Source organism: Pontibacter virosus (assembly GCF_003096355.1).
Classification (GTDB): Bacteria; Bacteroidota; Bacteroidia; order Cytophagales; family Hymenobacteraceae; genus Pontibacter; species Pontibacter virosus.
The window spans coordinates 57,667-77,861 of record NZ_QEKI01000016.1; the positions used below are offsets into that span (position 1 = coordinate 57,667).

General features: G+C 52.0%; 19 protein-coding genes. 8 read left to right on the forward strand and 11 right to left on the reverse strand.

All coding sequences use genetic code 11. The features are described from left to right. Positions 1-58 precede the first annotated feature (58 nt). The 3 genes from C8E01_RS18045 to C8E01_RS18055 all read right to left on the reverse strand — a co-directional run bounded on the left by C8E01_RS18045 (position 59) and on the right by C8E01_RS18055 (position 3,211). The gene (locus C8E01_RS18045; protein WP_116544863.1) at positions 59-706 is read right to left on the reverse strand and encodes a carboxypeptidase-like regulatory domain-containing protein; all 648 of its coding nucleotides are present in this window, start codon (positions 704-706) and stop codon (positions 59-61) included. Between the two features lie 204 nt (positions 707-910). Next, complete coding sequence (locus tag C8E01_RS18050; RefSeq protein WP_116544864.1) at positions 911-1,636, reverse strand: hypothetical protein; 726 nt, start codon at positions 1,634-1,636, stop codon at positions 911-913. 339 nt (positions 1,637-1,975) lie between these two features. Next, positions 1,976-3,211, reverse strand: a complete 1,236-nt coding sequence (locus tag C8E01_RS18055; RefSeq protein WP_116544865.1) for a metallophosphoesterase — start codon at positions 3,209-3,211, stop codon at positions 1,976-1,978. 189 nt (positions 3,212-3,400) lie between these two features. Here C8E01_RS18055 and radC point away from each other — a divergent pair, with 189 nt between their 5' ends. Next, the gene (radC, locus tag C8E01_RS18060) at positions 3,401-4,099 is read left to right on the forward strand and encodes a RadC family protein (RefSeq protein ID WP_116544916.1); all 699 of its coding nucleotides are present in this window, start codon (positions 3,401-3,403) and stop codon (positions 4,097-4,099) included. Positions 4,100-4,223: 124 nt separating this feature from the next. On the opposite strand, the gene C8E01_RS18065 is transcribed toward radC, so the two are convergent. From C8E01_RS18065 to C8E01_RS18090, 7 genes are all read right to left on the reverse strand, one after another. Then, a complete protein-coding gene (locus C8E01_RS18065; protein WP_007653953.1) occupies positions 4,224-4,424 on the reverse strand; it encodes a YwbE family protein in 201 nt (66 codons plus the stop codon). Positions 4,425-4,429: 5 nt separating this feature from the next. Then, positions 4,430-4,948 (reverse strand): hypothetical protein, encoded by a 519-nt coding sequence (locus C8E01_RS18070; protein ID WP_116544917.1) that lies wholly within the window; start codon positions 4,946-4,948, stop codon positions 4,430-4,432. 46 nt (positions 4,949-4,994) lie between these two features. After that, positions 4,995-5,441: a hypothetical protein gene (locus C8E01_RS18075; RefSeq protein WP_116544866.1), complete on the reverse strand. Its 447-nt coding sequence runs from the start codon at positions 5,439-5,441 to the stop codon at positions 4,995-4,997. Positions 5,442-5,522: 81 nt separating this feature from the next. After that, positions 5,523-5,696, reverse strand: coding sequence for a hypothetical protein (locus C8E01_RS21730; protein WP_165820684.1), 174 nt, complete (start codon positions 5,694-5,696; stop codon positions 5,523-5,525). A 145-nt stretch (positions 5,697-5,841) separates the two neighbouring features. Next, on the reverse strand, positions 5,842-7,512 hold the full coding sequence (locus tag C8E01_RS18080) for a right-handed parallel beta-helix repeat-containing protein (protein WP_116544867.1): 1,671 nt from the start codon (positions 7,510-7,512) through the stop codon (positions 5,842-5,844). A 58-nt stretch (positions 7,513-7,570) separates the two neighbouring features. Then, positions 7,571-9,430 carry a pyruvate kinase gene (locus C8E01_RS18085; protein ID WP_116544868.1) on the reverse strand — a complete coding sequence of 620 codons (1,860 nt, stop codon included), beginning with the start codon at positions 9,428-9,430 and terminating at the stop codon, positions 7,571-7,573. Between the two features lie 53 nt (positions 9,431-9,483). Continuing rightward, positions 9,484-10,425, reverse strand: a complete 942-nt coding sequence (locus tag C8E01_RS18090; RefSeq protein WP_116544869.1) for a polysaccharide deacetylase family protein — start codon at positions 10,423-10,425, stop codon at positions 9,484-9,486. Positions 10,426-10,582: 157 nt separating this feature from the next. Between C8E01_RS18090 and C8E01_RS18095 the strand changes: the two genes are divergently transcribed. From C8E01_RS18095 to rny, 6 genes are all read left to right on the forward strand, one after another. Beyond that, on the forward strand, positions 10,583-12,205 hold the full coding sequence (locus C8E01_RS18095; protein WP_116544870.1) for a glycerol-3-phosphate dehydrogenase/oxidase: 1,623 nt from the start codon (positions 10,583-10,585) through the stop codon (positions 12,203-12,205). A 39-nt stretch (positions 12,206-12,244) separates the two neighbouring features. Then, a complete protein-coding gene (locus C8E01_RS18100; RefSeq protein WP_116544871.1) occupies positions 12,245-12,877 on the forward strand; it encodes a DUF1684 domain-containing protein in 633 nt (210 codons plus the stop codon). Between the two features lie 347 nt (positions 12,878-13,224). After that, positions 13,225-15,642, forward strand: a complete 2,418-nt coding sequence (gene pheT, locus C8E01_RS18110) for a phenylalanine--tRNA ligase subunit beta (protein ID WP_116544873.1) — start codon at positions 13,225-13,227, stop codon at positions 15,640-15,642. Between the two features lie 2 nt (positions 15,643-15,644). Then, positions 15,645-15,941, forward strand: coding sequence for a hypothetical protein (locus tag C8E01_RS18115; protein WP_116544874.1), 297 nt, complete (start codon positions 15,645-15,647; stop codon positions 15,939-15,941). Positions 15,942-16,031: 90 nt separating this feature from the next. Further along, on the forward strand, positions 16,032-16,316 hold the full coding sequence (locus tag C8E01_RS18120; protein ID WP_116544875.1) for a cell division protein ZapA: 285 nt from the start codon (positions 16,032-16,034) through the stop codon (positions 16,314-16,316). A 117-nt stretch (positions 16,317-16,433) separates the two neighbouring features. Further along, positions 16,434-17,999, forward strand: a complete 1,566-nt coding sequence (gene rny / locus C8E01_RS18125; RefSeq protein WP_116544876.1) for a ribonuclease Y — start codon at positions 16,434-16,436, stop codon at positions 17,997-17,999. A gap of 99 nt (positions 18,000-18,098) precedes the next feature. On the opposite strand, the gene C8E01_RS18130 is transcribed toward rny, so the two are convergent. Beyond that, on the reverse strand, positions 18,099-18,572 hold the full coding sequence (locus tag C8E01_RS18130) for a Dps family protein (RefSeq protein ID WP_116544877.1): 474 nt from the start codon (positions 18,570-18,572) through the stop codon (positions 18,099-18,101). Positions 18,573-18,760: 188 nt separating this feature from the next. Here C8E01_RS18130 and C8E01_RS18135 point away from each other — a divergent pair, with 188 nt between their 5' ends. After that, on the forward strand, positions 18,761-19,705 hold the full coding sequence (locus tag C8E01_RS18135) for a hydrogen peroxide-inducible genes activator (protein ID WP_116544878.1): 945 nt from the start codon (positions 18,761-18,763) through the stop codon (positions 19,703-19,705). Positions 19,706-20,195: the final 490 nt, after the last annotated feature.

The window sequence follows — 20,195 nt, forward strand, 5'->3', positions numbered from 1 at the left end:
CCTAACCTACGCACAAGCTGATTGTTTTGTCGAAAATCAGATTTCAGAAAGGTGCATTTCAGCGCTCTATTTCATAGCCTGTATTGTCTTTAAAGAGGCGGTTATAGTTCTCTTTTTCCTCTTTGCGGCGCTTGAGTTCCTGGATCAGGAGCAATTGCTGCAGTTTCTGGTTCTGCTTTCCTTCCTTAGAAAACATATCATAGAGCAGCGAAATGGGGCTCAGCGGGGTAGGAGCAACAGGAGGCGGTGGAGGACCGGGCTCCAGCTCCGGACGATAACCTTTGCGCTTTACATATTCCGGCTCCTCTTTTTTCATGTTGCGCAGCGCCCGCTGTATCATTTCTTCTGATGGTCGGCTGGTGATTTCTACTTCGCCCAACATCACACTGTCAGGCTGCAGGATGATGTTCACGCGGAGTTCAGAAACAGGCAGGTTGCGGGGCAGGTATAGCATGGGCTTAAAACCAACGGCCCGGATCAACAGCGTGTCGCTCTGGTCGATATCGATCAGGAATTTGCCTTCTTCGTCGGATATAACGCCTTGGGTGGTGCCGTAGCGTATGACGCCAGCACCAGGTATAGGAGTGCTTTTGTCGGGCTCGAGCACGGTGCCGCTCACCCGTATGTTGCGCTGTGCCAGGGCCGGCAGTACGCTTACCAGTAACAGGGTGGAAAGAAGTAGTAGTCGCAGCAGGTGTAGGGGCATGTTACAGCAGAGGCCACCTCGGGAGTGGCAAAGGGTTAATGTCAATACGCCGGAAAAGGCTTAAAAGTATGCTGCTGCCAAAATTAATATCAGCAGCGCGGCATGATGCTAAATTACTAAATTTTAGCAAAAGACGGGCTTAAATAGCGAAAGCCCATAGCTACGGGCGCTACAGGCTTTCAAACTATTATACGCTGATAAATTTTACTGGTTTCTGTTTGTGTTATTATTAGTGCCGGGCAGGTTTTTATTGGTGCCGGAGTTATTCATCTGGTTATTATTCATCTGATTCTGGTTCTGCATAGTGCCTGAGTTGTCAAGCTGGTTGGTGCCGTCGTTGCTCATGCCCCAGTAGTTGGCGCGTTTCTCCTGATACTGACGGTACTGCTCCTGCGACAGGATCGATTGCAGCTCACGATCTGTTTCCTCCATGATCTGTTCACGCTGAGTGTCCAGGTCTGATGCGGCTGTCGTGTTGTTTTGTGTGTCTGTATTCGTGTTGGTTCGGATGTCGGTCATCGTGCCGCCGTCCTTGTCATAGCGTTTTTTTTCAGTAGTGGCCATATTGTCAACCTCTTCTGCTACCTGACCTCCCATCCGACTGGTCTCGTTGTAGTTGTATTCCAGTTCACTAAGGCGACGCTCCCGTTCATACAGTACTTGCTGTACTCGGTTTTGAGTAGTTGTATCGAGGCGCATGTCCGTTGCCATTTGGCTCGCAATACGCTCTGAGTTGCTGCGCCATGCGGCATCAGAGTTTGCCATGTCCGAGGTGCTGCCCATCGCTTCTTCGCTGCCTCTGATGTGGCTTTGGTTCACGTTTTCGTCCTGGTTGGCATCTGCTGTTTCGTACGTTCTGCCCCTGTCTTCAGAACAAGAAGCAAACATCATGGCACTCACTATAGCTATTGAATAAAATACCTTTTTCATCTCTTAAATACGCTAAATTAAAAATTTAAAAACACAGTCTGTCTGTTTAAAATAGTATAAAACAAATATAGCCTGTGCTAATGTTTTACGATGAAAGAGTTGATAGGTTCATTTGGGTTTTGCTGTTTACTTCATGGTAAGAGCGGTTGATGCGCTAATAATTCGTTTTTAGCTGCTTTTTGTATTCCTGAGATACTTTGGATGTAATTAGGTCTTACTAGGGTGAGCTAGTCCTTATTATTTTGTTAATATGACAAAATATATATGAAGGTATAGTCTTAAAAACAGAGCGCCGACCAACTGGCCGGCGCTCTGTTTTATAACAAATGAAACGTTTGCTTATGCTCTTTTCAACTCAAACACGGTAATTTCGGGAAGGAAGCCCACGCGGCCCGGATACCCAATAAAGCCTAAGCCGGTATTGACGTACAGGTGTTGTCTGCCACGTTTGTAGAGACCTGCCCACTGTTCGTACACATACTGCACCGGACTCCATTTCAGGCCAGGTACGTTTACCCCAAACTGCATGCCGTGTGTGTGACCCGACAAGGTAAGGTCAATGTCAGCATACTTTTGGTTGATCTCGCCATCCCAGTGCGAAGGGTCGTGCGACAGGAGTACTTTAAATGGACTGTTTTCTGCTCCGGTATAGGCTTTGCTCAGGTCACCGTATTTCGGGAAGCCCGCCCGGTTGCCCCAGTTCTCCACACCCAGCACAGAGATGTGCTCACCGTCTTTTTCGATGCGGCGGTTCTCGTTCAGCAATACGTCCCAGCCCATGCTGCGCTGTGTCTCTATGAGAGTCTGTAGGTTTTTGGTCTTTTCCTCACGGCTTTCCCAACTTACATAATCGCCATAGTCGTGGTTGCCGAGCACCGAAAACACACCCTGCTTCGCCCGAATCCCTTTCAGGGTGTCCACGTGAGGCATCAACTCTGTAGCCACATTATTAACCAGGTCGCCTGTGAAGAACACGAGGTCGGCTTCTTGTTTGTTGATGAGGTTGACAGCCTCTTTTAAAGGCTCAGTAGAAGTGAAGCTGCCCGTGTGCATATCCGAAATCTGCAGCATCCTGAAGCCCTCGAAAGCCGCTGGTAGATTCGGGAAGCGAAGTGTGACACGCTTTACGCGGTAATCGTAAGCACCTTTCACCATGCCGTAAATAAAAGCCGAGAATGGAACGGCCGCTACCAGAAGACCCATCTGGCTTAGGAACTTGCTGCGTGAAGGGTCAAAGGTCGTTTCTCCGCTATTCACGTTGTTGAAAACCAACTTGCCCAGGCGCAGGGCATCATCCACAAAAAGGAAAAGTACGACTACCAGTTTAGAGGCGAAAATGATGAAGAGCGTACTGGCCAGATATGTTTTGAAAGCATCAGGCGGCGTGCCACGCGTGAACGAAGCCAGCGCAAAGGTGCCAGCCGTGATGGCAAACACAAGCCAGTGCAAGATGTAAATGATGCGCTGGGTGCTGGCAGTAAGGTTTTGAGTGACGGTTTTGATAGCCTGGAAGACATAAAGGTCCACCAGGAACAGGATGAAAATTACTATTCCTATCGAAAAGTATCGTTGCATGGTATATGGTTGGTGCTGCGTCAGAACAGCCGACAGCAGCTTCAGGTTTTAAAAATTGTATGTTATTATAAAAAAGCCAGCTAAATGACGTTGTTTCATGAACTATTTTTAGCTCAAACAGATTCACTTAGCAATCTTTTATCTAACAAAATCTGTACCGCAGTGAAAGAAGAAGCCACGTCTGCACTTTTGGCATACGATACCGCCAACCTCAACATCAAGACCTGGGCCGAGGAAGACCGTCCGCGCGAAAAGCTCCTGCTCAAAGGCAAGTCCGCCCTGAGCGACGCCGAGCTGATCGCCATCCTGATCGGTTCTGGCACCCCAAAACTGACTGCAGTAGACGTAGCCAAACTCATACTGGCGGCCGTGGGTAACGATCTGAATGAACTAGCCAAACTGACAGTGAAGGACCTCACGAAGATAAAAGGGATAGGGGAAGCCAAGGCTATTTCGATTGTGAGTGCGCTGGAACTGGGCAGACGTCGCAAAGAGACCACTGCCGCTGCCAAAACCCGCATCACCTGCTCCACCGATATTTACAACTACATCAAGCCCCAACTGCTGGACCTGCCCCACGAGGAGTTCTGGGTAATTTTGCTTAACCGCGCCAATGTGGTGATGAAGAAGGAAAGCATCAGCAGTGGGGGAGTGGCCGGCACGGTGGCTGACCCGAAAATGATCTTCAAAAAGGCCATCGAGCAGTTGGCGAGCTCTATTATACTGGTACACAACCACCCCAGCGGCAATACTAAGCCCAGCGCCGCTGACATCGCCCTCACCAAAAAAATGAAAGAAGCCGGACAGTTTCTGGACTTACCGATTTTGGACCACATCATCTTTACTGACAGCGATTACTATAGCTTTGCAGACGAAGGGATGCTGTGAGCTTAGGAGTTGCGAGACAGTAATTACGAGCAAAAACAAATGTCATTTCGAGCGCAGTGAGAAATCTGGATATTGAATCTTAATACTTCAGATTTTTTTCCTCTGGTCGGAATGACAGGGTAGCCTAATCTTCTTCCAGGATTTCCTTTACGCGTCCAACCTCTCCTGTTTCAAGTCTTACCTTGATGCCATGCGGGTGGTTTGGCGACTTGGTGAGAATGGCTTCTACATACCCTTCCGTTAAGTCGCCGGTGCGCTGGTCTTCTTTGAGCACGATGTTCACGTGCGAGCCTATTTTGATGTTACTGCGTTTGGTGCCGTCCATTAGGTTTATTGTTTGGTTTGGGGCTTGGGGATGATGTGCAGGAACTCCTCTTCGTCATTCAGGCTCCAACGTACCGGGGCCGTGATGTCCTGCTTTTTCACCTCCACTTTTTCGATCTGCTCCAGGTTAGCAAGTATCAGATTGGTGTCTTTTACAAGCTTGTTGTTTATGACCACTTTCAGGGTTTGCTGGGCAGCAGGTATACGGTACAGGGTATAAATATCCTGCATCGTGGAAAATTCTGCTGTGTACTTGGCCTTGATGAGGATGGCGCCGCCTTTTGCTTTGTCGCCAAATTTGCCCGTAGCATTTTCGTCTTTCAGCACGTCAATACTTTCGATGTTGTCAGCTTTGATCAGCGCCAGGCTCGGCTGCGCAATCTGCTGGCCGTTTATCTGGATATAGGGCTGCGGTAGCGGCACCATCCCTTGCTTTTGCTGCTCCTTTGGGTGAATTAGCTCTTGTTGCGCAAAGGCCTGTAAACTGCAACCCGCGAGTATTAGAGAGAAGATAAGTCGTTTCATGGGAATGTTTTTTAGGAGTAACGTCAGCTTGTGCCGGCTAGTCATTTTAATCTAGAGGTATATGTCGGAAATCTGAGAGTTTATAGCGTTCTTTTGCCAGGTTGTCCAGCCACTTGCCTTCTAACTTGGTAAGAATATGGCTAAACACATGCTTGCCCTCTGCGCCCTCAGCTACTCTACCTATCTTCGCTGCAGAGTCGGCTCTCATTTGTTGCTGGTCAGCCTGCACCAAACGCTCGATTAGTTGATAATCTTCTATGGTGAGCACAGGCTCTGTAAAGCCACTCTTGTCAAACCGGATCAAATTGTTCACTTCTTCGGAGTTATTGAAACCTGCCTCTAGTAGCTTTTGAAAATAGATCAGCTTAAACTCTTCGATGTAAATCTGTTTATACTGTTGCCTGAGCACTTTTTGCCTGCTAGTGGTGCATTGGGTGAAAGTGACGAGCAAAAGAAGCAGCGCGATGGAATAAGTGGCTGTGGACTTAAGCATGATGCTAAATTAAAACAAGAATGTCAATATAGTTGGATTTGTAAGAACGGCTCACCTTTAGGGAAACAAGAACAGACAAGCTCACCGCTTATGCTTCCGGATATTCCACCACGTGTTGATAATCGCCAAAGCCAGACCCGCTCCGATGAAAGCCCAGCCGATATACTTGTTCTCGAAGAAATGCCCAATACTGATGACAGCACCTGCTACAGCTAATAGCACAGCAAGGAATCCGACCAGATTGAATGATTTCATATGCTTTGTTTAGATCCAGGTATAAGCGAAGCGCACAGCTTGCCCCAGGTAAGTTACATAGAATCTTCTATATATTCTTACCTATGGCTACACTGAATACCTCTATTGTCTAACTCCATACTCTTTAACACTCAAACTCCTCAACTCAAAACAGTTTCTTCAGCAATTGAAAAAACTTCGGTCGGGTATAGGCAACGGCGCCCAAGTCAGGGGCAGCGGTTGATTCAATTTGATTGCCGAAAATGTCTTCTGTGGCTGGAGCAAATGAAGGAGGGAGGGGCACCGCTATACCCTGGTCGATAAGTGGTGATTTTTTCTGAGGGCTATACCTGTCGCGCAGGGTTTTCAGATCAAGCGGGTAGCCTAAAGTACCTGCCATGCCGGGTGCCTGTAACTGTGGGTCGGCTACCATACCTGTCGGACTGCCGCTCATCGTCTCCTGACCAGTGGCTGCCTGAAAATCGGGCAGGGAGGTATAGCGAACATCGCCCCACACAAAGGTATAGCGGCCGTTTTCGCTAAAATAGGCATTGTGGTGAAAGGAGACGTCCATGGTCGTGTCGGCAGCTACTACCATAGGGGCGCCGTTGCGGCTGTAGAAAATGTTGTTGAAAAACCTGACGTTATGGTGACCGCCGCTCTTGAAGAACACGCCTCCGCCGGAAGGGGCAATTGCGCTGTCGGCAAAGATAGTGTTATTGTACACGAGCAAGTCAAGGTTGCCGCCCTTGTCATGGTTTTCTACCCAAAGCGTGATGCCTTTGTAGTCGTTTTTACGGCCGTCGTTTTCCGAGATGTTGTACCGGATGATGTTGTTGCGCATAGGACGGGCCCACTCAAATTGTGCGATCAGGAAGCCCGCCCCGTCGTTGTCGTGCGAGTAGTTGTACTGCATCACGGAGTTAGTCACGCCGCCGTCCAGATCAAAGCCACCGCCGTCGCAGCCGCTGCCGGCGCTCATGTTGTAGGCTTCGTTGTATTGGATGATGATGTCGTTGGCGTCCCAGGCCCAGATGCCGATCGGTCCGCCGCAGTTCTTGTTCTGCATGCCCGAAGTATGGACCACGCTGTGCTCTACGGTGCCACCGTCCACGTCTGACAACACAATGCCGCTTCCGCTGTGCTTGTCGGGGAGTATCAGCCCGTATATTTTATACACGTGGCACTGCCCGATGTAGATATTTTGGTGCGCGTAGCCGGTTTTGGTATGGTCGAACTCCCCGTAGGTATTAATGCCGACCGAGTCGATGTCGTGCACCACGGCCTTTGTGATGCGGGCATCGCGGAAACCGCTGTTGCCGTTCCAGGCGCCTAAGGTTATACCAGATTTCCGGAAACCGCTCACCTCCACCTGGTCTATGACGATGTGCGGCAGCTTCACATCGCCGGGCAGGTCGTTGTAGAAAAGGATGCCGTGGTTGGTGTTGCGGGTATAGCCACTGCCCCGGAAGTTCAGGTACCGAATTTCTATACCTGCCACGTTGTGCGCATAAAAGCCGTAACTGATGCCAGCATCAATGGTGGCGCGGCCTTCGCCAAAAGAGCTGACGACCACAGGTGCTGTCGCAGTTGCCGTGTTGGCCGGATGAAAGTACAGCCCTCCTTTAAACACGCTTCCTCCCTCAAACAGGATGGTGTCTCCAGAAGTGTAGCGGTGGCCGTTCACCCGCTCAATGGTGCGCCAGGCGGATGCAGGCGAACTGCCTGAGTTGGCGTCATCGCCTTTGAAGCTGATGTAATAGGTATGCGCCAAGGTATAGGGTGCTGTGCAAAGGTATAGACCGATATAAATAAGAAGCGCCAGGGCGTGTTTCATAGTCAAAAATATTCGGGTGCAGGTATAGCCGGGCGTCGGCTATACCTGCGAGAGGCTGTTAGTCAGCGCCACTAGTGGGCATTTCCAGTTCCGATACGTGCAGTGGGCGGAGCATGGATGTTTTCTTGTGCTGATGCTCCTGCATGCGCTTCAGAATGTCATCGAGCAACTCCACGGCCCGCAGCACATACGGCCCCTTGTTGAGCATTACGCAGTCGGCCCGCTGCGACATGGCGGCATCCGTAATCTCGGCCCTCGACGGACGCCCTTTCTTGGCAAGCGACTCGAGTACCTGCGTGGCCCATACCACTGGTATATGCGCCGCCTCCGTTATCCACAGAATTTCCTCCTGCACCTCGGCCAGCCGTTGCCAGCCGCACTCCACTGCCAGGTCGCCACGGGCAATCATTACGCCCACCGGATGGTTCTTCATGACGGTCAGGAGCAAGTGTGGCAGGTGGCGGAATCCTTCTTTGGTCTCAATTTTGAGGATGATGCCCAGGCGTGGCGGCGCTTTCAGGCGCTTCAGTTCCTTGTGCAGCGCCTCGATCATCTCAGGGTGGTTCACAAACGAAAGACTCACGATATCAGCATGTTTAACAACGAAAGCGAGGTGCTGACTGTCTTGCTCTGAGAGCCCGTTCAGCTGCAGATCGCTTTCGGGTAGGTTGATGCCCTTGTCGTGCATCAGGCGACTTCCTGACTCTTTGGCTTCGGTAATTTTCACGAGCAGGGCATCGTCGCTCACGTTCATGATCACCCCCGCTATTTTGCCATCGTCAAACAAGATCGGCTGGCCTGCCTTCACGCGACGGAACACCTCGGGCAAGGTGCAGGCAATGCGTGCAGGTTTTACAATGTGGCCCTCGGCATCGTAAAGGGCAGGCTCACCGGGCGCTTCGTCTTTGGTGAGTATCAGCAAATCGTCTTTGCGCAGGTAGATGGGCGCCACGCTGGCAGGCAATTCTCCCACCTTGGTGCTACGCTCCAGGGCGCTCTTTTTATTGATGGTGAGTTCGGTGCCCGTACCGATGTAAGAGGTTTTGAACAGGTGAGCGATGACGCCTTTTTCCTTGCGCTGCATCACGGTGAAGGAACGCTTGCGGCCGCGCGTGTCCTTGAACCTGAGCTTATCGCCCTGTTGCAGCTGGGCTACCCAGGCCTCGTCGACTGGCAGGCTGGCGTCTGTGGGCACCTCGCTCTCCACACCGGCAGGGGCGAGCCATACCTTGGCAGGTGACACCAACTGCCCCAGTTCGTTCTGTATCGGGCGGATAGGCAGAAGGGCGGGGCCAGGTTTGAGCGGACCCGTGCGTAGTTTGGGTCCCATCAGGTCCATCAGGATCTTGCAGCTCTGGCCCGTCTCTTTTTCTGCCTTCCGGATAGACTCTACCATCGTTTCCCATACCTGCTCGTCGTCGTGGGCACAGTTGATGCGGGCGCAGTCCATGCCTGCCAGCAGCATACGCTTGACCAGTTCGTAGTCCTGGGCCAGCTCAGTGGAGAAAGTGACCATGATGCGAGTGCTGCGTTTTGGAGGCCGGGCGCCCAATAGTTCGCTCGTGTGCTTTTCGAGTAGCTCGATACTCTCGGCATGTGAAACAGGTATGGGTTTTTTGGTGGGCGCACAATCGAGCAATTGGCAGAGCATGTTGTGGACGGCCTGCAGACTAGCCAGCACGTGCCCTTCGGAGCGACCCAGCGACGAGAGACCCAAACGGGCCAGGCCCTCCTGCAACTGCCGTATGTCGTGCTGCCGCAGCGACAGGTAGTGCAACAGGTTGCGGGCGCTTGTGCGGAAAGATGGGTGCACGCTTTTGATGGCGCTGGCAAACTTCTTTTCCAGTTCAAGGGCATCGTGTTGCAGCACTTCCAGCTGCGAAATCATCTCGCGAAGGTGTTTCTCGTCTGTTTGCATTATATTAGAAGGTATAGCATACTATCAAACTCAAGAGCAGGCCGCAGGGTTATTTAAAAACTGTTGACCATGGCCCTATGCAATGAATTGGAGCTCCAGTAGCCACTGGCAATAATACGTCGGATGCTGTGCAGCGGGTCCTGCGGGTCGCGCTTCTCGGCCAGTTGGAAAGCCGCCACCATGCCACGCTGCTTTAGCTCAGGTATAGCCTCGGGGTTCCACAGCCCGAACGGGTACGCGAAGTATTCGGTAGGTTTGCCTGTAATCTCCGCCAGCTGCCGCGATGGCTTTTCGACTTGCGTCACCCAGTCCTGCCCCTGGTATTTCTTCACATTCTGGTGGTCCCAGGTATGGGAGCCGATTGCATGCCCCTTCTCCGAAAGCTCCTTTACCTGCGCCCTGGTCATGTAGTTCGGCCTGCCCAGCGAGACGGTCATGACGAAGAACACACCCTTGAAACCATACTTTTCCAGCTCCGGTGCGGCCACGGTAAACTGCCCCAGGCTGGTGTCGTCGAAGGTGAGCATCACGGGTTTTTCGGGAAGCGATGCCCCTGTGGTCAGGTAAGCCAGTAACTGGTCGGGCAGTACGGTCTGGTAGCCGCTGTCCGCCAGCATTTTGATGTGGTCTTTAAAGCGCTCCTCCGGTATAATGTAGTCCTTGGCCTGTTTGGAGTCCTTCTCTCGCCAGTCGCGCACCTGGTGGTAGCACAGAATCGGCACCTGTTTGCGGGCAATGATGGTTTCGGCATCAGCGATGGAGTTGGCTACAATTGCTGCAGGATGAGCTGACTTAGCAGGTATAGCGGCCTGCAAAGTTAAGCTGTCGGGTTCAGGTATAGCGGTGTCGCTATTTGCTGAAGCAACAGGTATTGCAGTTTCGACGGGTGATTGTGTCTCGATCGTTTTGCCTTCCCGCATACAGGAGGAAGAGCCGATTAGTACAGTAAATAATGCGAAAATGGATAAGCGGAGGCGGGTATAAGGGGGTTTCATGATAAGAATTGGTAAACGCTATAATGATAGCCATTATTTAGCTGCCTTTCCATTAACCGAAGAGAAAAATCAGCTGATTTTGTGACTGAAAAGCATTACCTTAAGCTACCATTCACAAGTCAATCGTAAATAACTCAACCTAAACCCGAAACCACTTATGGCAGCCATTCCGTTTACCCGCGAGGCCATGCTGCGCCAGCTTTCCGAAGTGCCCGAGTGGGATGTGCTTGTTATTGGCGGTGGGTCGACGGGATTGGGAACTGCCCTGGATGCCGCTTCGCGTGGGTACAAGACGCTTCTGCTCGAGCAGTCCGATTTTGCGAAAGGTACCTCGAGTCGCAGTACCAAGCTGGTGCACGGCGGGGTGCGCTACCTGGCGCAGGGCAATATCCGACTGGTGTTTGAGGCACTTCGGGAGCGGGGGATTCTCCTGCGCAATGCGCCACATGTCGTGTCGGTGCAGCCTTTCGTGATACTTTGCTACAGCTGGTGGCAGCGGTTTTTTTATGGCACCGGCCTCGCGCTCTACGATTTTCTGGCTGGCAGGTATAGCCTGGGCCGCACCGCGTGGTGGAGCCGCAAAACGGTGCTGGAAAGCATACCCACCGCCAAATCCGAAAACCTGATAGGTGGCATCGTATACTTCGACGGTCAATTCGACGATGCCCGTCTGGCCCTGAACATCGCCCAAACCTGCGCTGAGCAAGGTGGCACGGTGCTGAATTATTTCCGTATGACAGGCTTGACCAAAGACGACAATGGAAAAGTGAATGGTGTAGATTCCGTAGACCTGGAAAGCGGCCAACCCTATACCTTGCGGGCCAAAGCGGTAGTGAACGCAACAGGCGTTTACGTAGATGATATTTTACATTTCGACCAGCCTACCCAAAAGCAACTTGTCATGCCGAGCCAGGGTGTGCATGTTGTCCTCGACAAAATCTTCCTTCCAGGGAATGTGGCCCTGATGATTCCCAAGACACCGGATGGTCGCGTGCTCTTTGCCATACCCTGGCAGGGCCACGTGCTGATCGGTACCACCGATACGCCGCTGCAGGAGCTGAGTCTGGAACCTGTGGCGCTGGATGCCGAGATTAACTTTATTCTGCAAACAGCAGGGCAGTATCTGGAGAAGCCTCCGACACGACAGGATGTGCTGAGTGTATTTGCTGGCCTGCGCCCCTTGGCCGCCCCTGACAGTGAAACAGGCAACACCAAAGAGATTTCCCGCAGTCACAAATTGCTGGTAGCAACTTCAGGGTTGATTACCATCACCGGCGGCAAATGGACCACCTACCGCCTGATGGCCGAAGATACTGTGAACGCGGCTATCCGAGTAACAAGGCTGCCTGCTATACCTTGCCGTACTGAGAAACTGCCCATCCACGGAGCTATACCTGCATCCGCTATACCTGTGCCAAATACACCAATTGATCTTGCAGGCTACGGTAGTGACGCAATGGCTTTGCAGGCGCTGATGCGGTCGGAGCCTGAACTGGCCCAAAAGCTGCACCCTGGCTTTGGCTATACCCTGGCTCAGGTGGTGTGGGCAGTGCGCCACGAAATGGCCCGGACCGTGGAAGATGTGCTGGCCCGTCGCCTGCGGATTCTGTTTTTGGATGCCCGCGCCGCGCTGGAAATAGCGCCCACCGTAGCCGCCCTGATGGCCCGCGAGCTCAATCGCGATGAAACCTGGCAGCGGGAGCAGGTAGCGGCTTTTGAAAAGCTGGCGGAGCATTACTTGCCACAAGCCACCGAAAAGCCAACCGTGCGGGCACATTGACGAATTTTTTCCGAAATTGCAGCAAAATTACCCAACCCCATGCAACGACCCATCAAATTCATCATAATGGCCGGCATCGCGCTGGTGCTCTTCTATTTTGTGCGCGAGTCTTTCTTAAGCGACGATAACTACCTGATTCCGCTGAAAAAAGAACGTGAGGAAAAAGATCTCTCATTCCGGGGCCGCACCAACAGCCCTTTTGAGGAAGCCGACCGCCGGATGTTCACCAACCTGATCTACTACGAGCCCAACCTGGACTACCGCGTGAAGGTGAAGCTGGAGGATATTGAGCCCAAAGATACCGTGCACATGCCCATGACCAACGGCAGCACCGAAGCCTACCTGCGCTATGCCCTGGCTAATTTCGAGTTAAACGGAGAACCGCAGCGCCTGACGCTCTACAAAAAGGTGAAAGAAGAAGAGGAAAAGCTGTTTGTGCCTTTCACTGACAAAACCAACGGCTTCGACACCTATGGCGGCGGCCGCTACCTGGATGTGCCGTTCAAGGAAGGCGCCAAAACGGCCACGCTGGACTTTAACCGCGCCTACAGCCCCTTCTGCGCCTACAACCCCGAGTACGTGTGCCCCGTGCCGCCCAAAGAAAACCGTCTGACCGTGGCAGTGGAGGCTGGTGAGAAAAACTACGATAAAGTGCATCCGGTGGTGGAGTAGGGCTTTTTTGTGTCACGTATCAAGTAGCACGATGCCCTCAGGGGTAACTTGACAACGAACTACTCGACAAAGGATAAAAGGAAATGCTCTTTCGGATTTGCAATCCGAAAGTAGATTAACCGCGGATTTGTAATCCGCTTTGCAAAGGCAGTTGCTATTGACAGGCACGCGGATTGCAAATCCGAAAGAGCGCTGAGCAGTACCAAGGCTTCATAAACAATACTTCGGCTTAATCTTTTGTCTTTTGCTGACAGGTTCTTTTTACAAAAGAGCAAAGAAAAATCCTTAATTTTGAGAATTAGCTTCAACCGAACGAGGCTATACCTTACAGAACAACACAAATAACCATGCTGATTTCATTCGACTGGCTGAAACAACTCATCCATATAGAGAATACCGCTGAGGAAACAGATGCCTTACTGACAGGCGCAGGTCTGGAAGTGGAGGCAATTCACAACTTCGACCAGGTGCAAGGTGGCCTTGAGGGTATCGTGATAGGCGAAGTGCTGACCTGTGAGCGCCATCCGGATGCTGACCGCCTGAGCGTGACCACCGTGGACATCGGCGCAGGCGAGCCAAGCCAGATTGTGTGCGGTGCGCCCAACGTGGCTGCCGGACAGAAAGTGGTGGTCGCAACCGTTAACAGTACGCTATACCCTAGCGGCGGGGAACCTTTCAAAATAAAGAAATCAAAAATACGCGGCGCTGCTTCCGAAGGGATGATTTGCGCCGAAGACGAGATTGGCGTCGGTACCTCACACGCCGGCATCATGGTACTTGATACGGACCTGCCAAACGGTACGCCAGCCGCTGAGTATTTCGGTCTGGGCTCTGATAAGGTATTCGAAATTGGTCTGACGCCAAACCGCGCCGATGCTGCTTCGCACCTGGGTGTTGCCCGCGACCTGAAAGCCCTCTTGCGTGTGCCGTATACCTTGCCTTCTGTAGAAAACTTCAACGTAAGCAACACATCCCGACCTGTGGAGGTGGAGATTAAGAACATGGAGGCTTGTCCGCGGTATGCCGGTGTAACCGTGAGCGGCGTGAAGGTGGGACCTTCGCCGGAATGGCTGCAGAAGCGCCTGCGTGCCATCGACCTGGCCCCGATCAACAACATCGTGGACGTGACCAACTACGTGCTGCACGAGTTAGGCCAGCCGCTACACGCGTTTGATGCTGATAAAATAAAAGGCAATAAAATTGTCGTGAAAACTGCCGAAGCCGATAGCAAATTCGTGACGCTGGATGGTGTAGAGCGCAAACTCAAAGCCAATGACCTGATGATCTGCAACGCCGAGGAACCGATGGCGATTGGCGGTGTTTTCGGTGGCAAAGAGTCGGGTGTGAGCGACGAAACAATGAGTATTTTCATCGAAAGCGCTTACTTCTCGCCAGACTACATCCGCCGCACAGGTATGGCGCATGGCCTCAAAACCGACGCCTCTTTCCGCTTTGAGCGCGGCACCGACCCGAACATGGTGATTACTGCCCTGAAACGTGCCGCCCTGTTAGTGCAGGAAGTTGCTGGCGGTGAGATTAGCTCCGAGATTGTGGACGTATACCCGCAGCCGATTCAGAACCTGGAACTGACGCTGGATATCGAACGCGCCCATACCTTGATTGGTCAGCACATTGGCGCTGAGCGCATGAAAGAAATCCTGACCGACTTAGGTATAGAAATCACCGGCGAAACGGAAGAAAAGCTGCACGTGTCGGTGCCACCGTTCAAGGTGGACGTGACCCGTGAGGCTGACTTAGTAGAGGAGATCCTGCGCATCTACGGTTTCAACAACATCGAGGTGAGCGAGCACATGGCCACCACTTATATGGCCAGCTTCCCGAAACCTTACCCGGAGGATATCAACAAAACGATACTCGATTATATCTCGGCCAACGGTTTCCACGAGATCATCACCAACTCCATCACTAACTCCAACTACTATGCCGCGGGCGGGGAAGAGGAGATGGCCGGACTTGTGAAGGTGCTCAACTACAACAGCGAGGACCTGGACGTGCTGCGTAAGAGCATGGTGTTTTCGGGTCTGGAGGTGCTGCGCTACAACATCAACCGCCGCCAGCGCGATCTCAAGGTATACGAGCTGGGCAAGGTATACGAGCAGCTGGAGGACGGCTACAAGGAAACCCGCAAACTGGCCCTTTACATGGTGGGCAACACCACGGCCGAGAGCTGGAAGCAGCCTGCCCAGAAAGCAGCTTTCCACGATCTGGCCAGTGTGGTGCAGAACGTACTGCAGAAACTCAACGCCGCCGACTACGAGGTGCAGGCCATCGAGCAAAGCCGCTACATGCGCCAGGGCATCACTTATGTGAAGAACGGCACCGTCATCGCGCAGGTGGGTTTGCTGGACGCGGCCGTGACCAAAGCCATGGACGTGAAAGAGCAGGTATGGTACGCTGAGCTGAACTGGGACTACCTCATCAAGAAATACAAAGACAAACTGGTGGCCGAGGAGCTTCCGAAGTTTCCGGAAGTACGCCGCGACCTGTCGCTGGTGGTGGACAAGAACCTGACCTTCGAGCAACTGAAGCAAGTGGCCCTGCGCACCGAGCGCAAACTCCTGCAGGGCGTGAACGTGTTCGACGTGTACGAAGGCGACAAGATAGAAGCAGGCAAGAAAGCCTATGCTTTGAGCTTTACGTTGCTGGACCGCCAGCAAACTTTGACCGACAAAGTGATCGATGGCGTGATGAACCGCCTGATGCATCAATTTGAGAAACAGCTGGGAGCCATTATCCGCAAATAGTTATGCCAAAGGAAAAACAACTGCAACAGCTTCAGTCGATTGAGAGCAAGGTGCGCCAGCTCCTAAACCGGCATGCCGAGGCGCAACACAAGCTTGTCGCCGCTCAGGAGGAAATTAAATTGCTGGAGTCGCAGCTGCAAGAGCGGGAACAGCAAATAAAAAATTTTCAAAATCAAGAGAATATTGTTAAGATTGTAGATGCGATAGCAGGAAACACTGCAAATTCGACAGAGTTAAAGCTGAAGTTAAACGAATATATAAGGGAAATTGATAAGTGTATCGCCTACTTGCGTGACTAGCGGGAGGCAGTGAGCTGGAGCCGGACATACGGCAGGCCATTGTCAGGAAGCAAAGAAACGGAGTAGCCCTATACCTAAAAAACGCAACGGATGGGTGAATTAGCTATTAAGATTCGCATCGCAGAACGCGAGTATCCGATGCGGGTGAAGGAAGAAGAAGAAGAAAGGCTTCGGGTAGTGGGTAAACTTTTGAACGAGCGCCTGCGCTTCTTCAAAGACCAGTTTGGCATACAGGACAAGCAGGACTTGCTGGCTATGGTGGCTTTTGAGACCATGGTGGACAAGCTGAAGCTCGAGGATGACAAAAATGCCCATCTCGACAAAGTAGGTGCGCAACTAAGCGTGCTCGACGAGCTCTTATCAACAAATAAGTAAACCAAACCGAGACTGCCCCCTAAGCAGTCTCATTAACTACAGTGTGGTTTGTAAAGCCACTTCACTGTCCTGCTGCAGGTACTGCTATTGTTTTTATAAACCATAAAAGCGTATAGTATGTCCGATATTTTAATCATTTTAATCACCGCCATTGTCGCGCTCGGAGTCGGCGTGTACATTGGGCGCGTACTCCTGCAAAAGGTATACAAACAGCAGGAGGAAGCTGCCCGCCAAAAGGCAAAATCCATCATCCGCGAAGCTGAAATCAACGCCGAGGGCATCAAAAAAGACCGCATGCTGGAGGCCAAGGAAAAATTCCTGAAGCTGAAATCTGAGTTCGAAGAAGAATCGAACAAGAAGAAGAACATCATCATCCAGAACGAGAACAAGGTAAAGCAGCGCGAGCAGCACGTAGCCAAGCAAATGGAGCAGACCAAGCGCCGCGAAACTGAGCTTGACAAGGAGAAGGAAGCACTCGACCACCAGCTGGAAGTTCTCAAGAAACGCAAAGAAGAAGTAGAGCAGCAGCACAGCGAGGTAGTGGCGCGGCTCGAGAAAATCGCTGGCCTGACCGCCGCTGAAGCCCGCGAGCAAATGGTAGAAGCCCTGAAAAGTGAAGCCACGTCGCATGCATCTTCTTACGTGAAAGACATTGTGGCCCAGGCCAAACTCACCGCTACCAAAGAAGCCAAGAAAATTGTGGTGGAGACCATCCAGCGTACTGCCGCGGAGCATGCCATCGAAAACTGCGTATCTGTTTTCAACATCGAAAGCGACGACATCAAGGGCAAGATTATCGGTCGTGAAGGCCGTAACATCCGCGCTCTGGAAGCTGCAACTGGTGTGGAAATCATCGTAGATGATACACCGGAGGCGATCATTATCTCTGGTTTTGATCCGGTTCGCCGCGAAATTGCCCGTCTGTCGCTGCACCGTTTAGTAGCTGACGGTCGTATCCACCCGGCCCGCATTGAGGAGGTAGTTTCGAAAACCCGCAAAAACATCGAAGAAGAAATCGTGGAAATCGGTGAGCGTACTGCCATCGACTTAGGTATACATGGTCTGCACCCGGAACTGATCAAGATGGTGGGCCGCATGCGCTTCCGTTCTTCTTACGGACAAAACCTGCTGCAGCACTCACGCGAAGTAGCCAACCTGTGCGCCACGATGGCCGCGGAACTTGGTCTGAACGTGAAACACGCCAAGCGCGCCGGTCTGCTGCACGACATCGGTAAAGTAACCCCAGACGAGCCGGAATTGCCACACGCGATCATCGGTATGGAGTTGGCCAAGAAATACAAGGAGCATCCGGATATCTGCAACGCCATCGGCGCTCACCACGACGAGATCGAGATGACGGCTATGATTTCTCCGTTGATCCAGGCTTGCGACGCCATCTCTGGTTCTAGACCGGGTGCCCGCCGCGAGATCATGGAGTCTTACATCAAGCGTCTGAAGGATCTGGAGGCAGCTGCCGTATCGTTTGACGGGGTGAACCAGTGCTACGCCATTCAGGCCGGCCGCGAGCTCCGCATCATGGTAGACGCCGACAACGTGAGCGACGAAAAAGCCGCACAGCTTTCGTTCGACATCTCCCAGAAGATCGAGAAGGAAATGCAGTACCCGGGCCAGATCAAGATCACGGTGATCCGCGAAATGCGCGCCATCAGTTATGCTAAGTAAGGTATAGCCCCTATAGCTGCAACAAACAAAAAGCCGCCTGTTACTATTGTAGCAGGCGGCTTTTGCATTAAACTAAACCAATCGTCACTCTCACTATTCTTAGCTCAGGAAGGCTTTCAGCATCCAAAGCGTCTTTTCATTTTCATTGATGTCTTCACTTACCAGCGCTACCGTACCTTCGTCGTCGCGCTCGGCGGCCAATGCCAGTATATCACGCTCCAGACTCACGATCACAGACAGGTTCTGGTGAGTCGCTTCTACCGTCTCGCGGTCGCCGCTCAGGCTCGTTGCTTCCTGTATGCTCGACACACGCAGGTAGTCCGAGAAGGAATGCAGCGGCTTCTGGCCGATGGTCAGGATACGCTCTGCCAATGCATCGATGCGGGTGAGGGCACTGTTATAAAGCTCTTCGTACTTGGCATGCAGCTGAAAGAAGTGTATACCTTTGATGTTCCAATGGAAACCGCGCAGGTTCTGGTAATAAATGTGATAGTTGGCCAGCAGCTCGTTCAGCTTGTCGGCAATCTCTACGGAGTCTTGTTTTTCTAATCCGATATTCGTCAGCTTATTCATAGTCTTCTGTTGTTTCTGTTGTTTGTATATACAAATATACCCAAATTAAGGTTATAAATCAAATCAATTAAATTGATACAGGTATAGTAATAGTCTATAACTTAGCAGGGCGGAGGCTAAGCAGGCTTTTTCAGATGAAGTGAGTAATCTGTAAGTGTCAAGTGCCTCCTTACTATACGTTTGATAGCATGACACTGGTACAATTAGAGTATTTATTGGCGGTAGACACGTACCGCCATTTTGCCACGGCGGCAGACCACTGTTTCGTGACGCAGCCCACCCTGAGTATGCAGCTGCAAAAGCTGGAAGAGGAGTTGGGGGTACAGTTGTTCGACCGAAGCAGAGTGCCTGTACGGCCAACTGAGATCGGAAAGGAAGTGATTGCCCAGGCCCGCCTGGTGGTAGCCGAGTCAAAAAAGGTAAAGGAGCTTGTGCAGAACCAAAAGCAGGAACTGAGCGGCGAGTTGCGCATCGGCATTATACCTACCTTGGCCCCCTACCTGATTCCGCTTTTCGTGACGGCCTTTATGGAGAAGTACCCGGATGTGCGGCTGGTGGTGCAGGAGTTGCTGACCGAGGAAATCGTGCAGAAACTGAACTACGAGCTGCTGGATGTTGGCTTGCTAGTGACGCCCCTAGAAGACAAGTCCATAAAGGAGCTGCCCCTGTTTTACGAGGCTTTCGTGGCCTACATCAACCCGGCGCACCCCTTGGCCGGCAGCAGGGCTATCAGCCCGGAGCAACTCGACCTGGACGACCTGTGGGTACTCAACGAGGGGCACTGTTTCCGGAGCCAGGTGCTCAACATCTGCAACCGGGGCGGAAGCGCAATCCCTTCCGGCCACTTCGATTACAAGAGCGGCTCCCTCGAAACCCTCAAGCGCATCGTCGAAACCCAGCGCGGACTCACGCTATTGCCAGAGCTCTCCGTACTTGATATGCCTGTCGAGAAGCAGTCGCTCGTCCATACCTTCCGGGAGCCGCAGCCACAACGCGAAGTGAGCTTGGTGGTGCATCGAAGCTTTCTGAAAAAGCGCCTGATCGAAGCCCTGCAGAAAGAAATTGTAGTTGCTATCCCTGCTCACATCCGCAACCGCAAAAAAGAGCAGGTGGTGGGAGTGAAGGAAGTTTAGGAGTTTGGGAGTCACGAGTTCTGAGTTGGACGTCCAATTTGTAGGGACAGGGCGCGGTCCGTCCGAATCGTGCATGAGTGCTTGTCTGAATCAGGATTTTCAGGATTAAAGAGGGCCCCTACCCCCAAGGATTGACAGGATGCTCGTGAATGATTAACACACCCCTGCCCCTCTCAAGAAGGGAATTTCTGCTGCTACTTCTTTAAAGGTATAGGGGCTGTAGCTTCAGCAGTTCTTTTACTATACCGGGTCCAACCACCCCTAACCCCTCCTTATCCAAGGCGGGGAACCTGTAACTGCCGATTCTTAGGGATAGACTTTGTAGCTGCAGTTTCATGTGCACGATTGACATCCCCCTGCCCCCTTCAAAGGGGGACTTGTGCCATTACCAGTGTCCGGTATAAACCTTGTTGTGAGTGTCATATACCCTTGGTAGGTATAGCAAGAGTTACTTGCACCTGAGCTATGAAACAAATAGCGGTGCCATGTG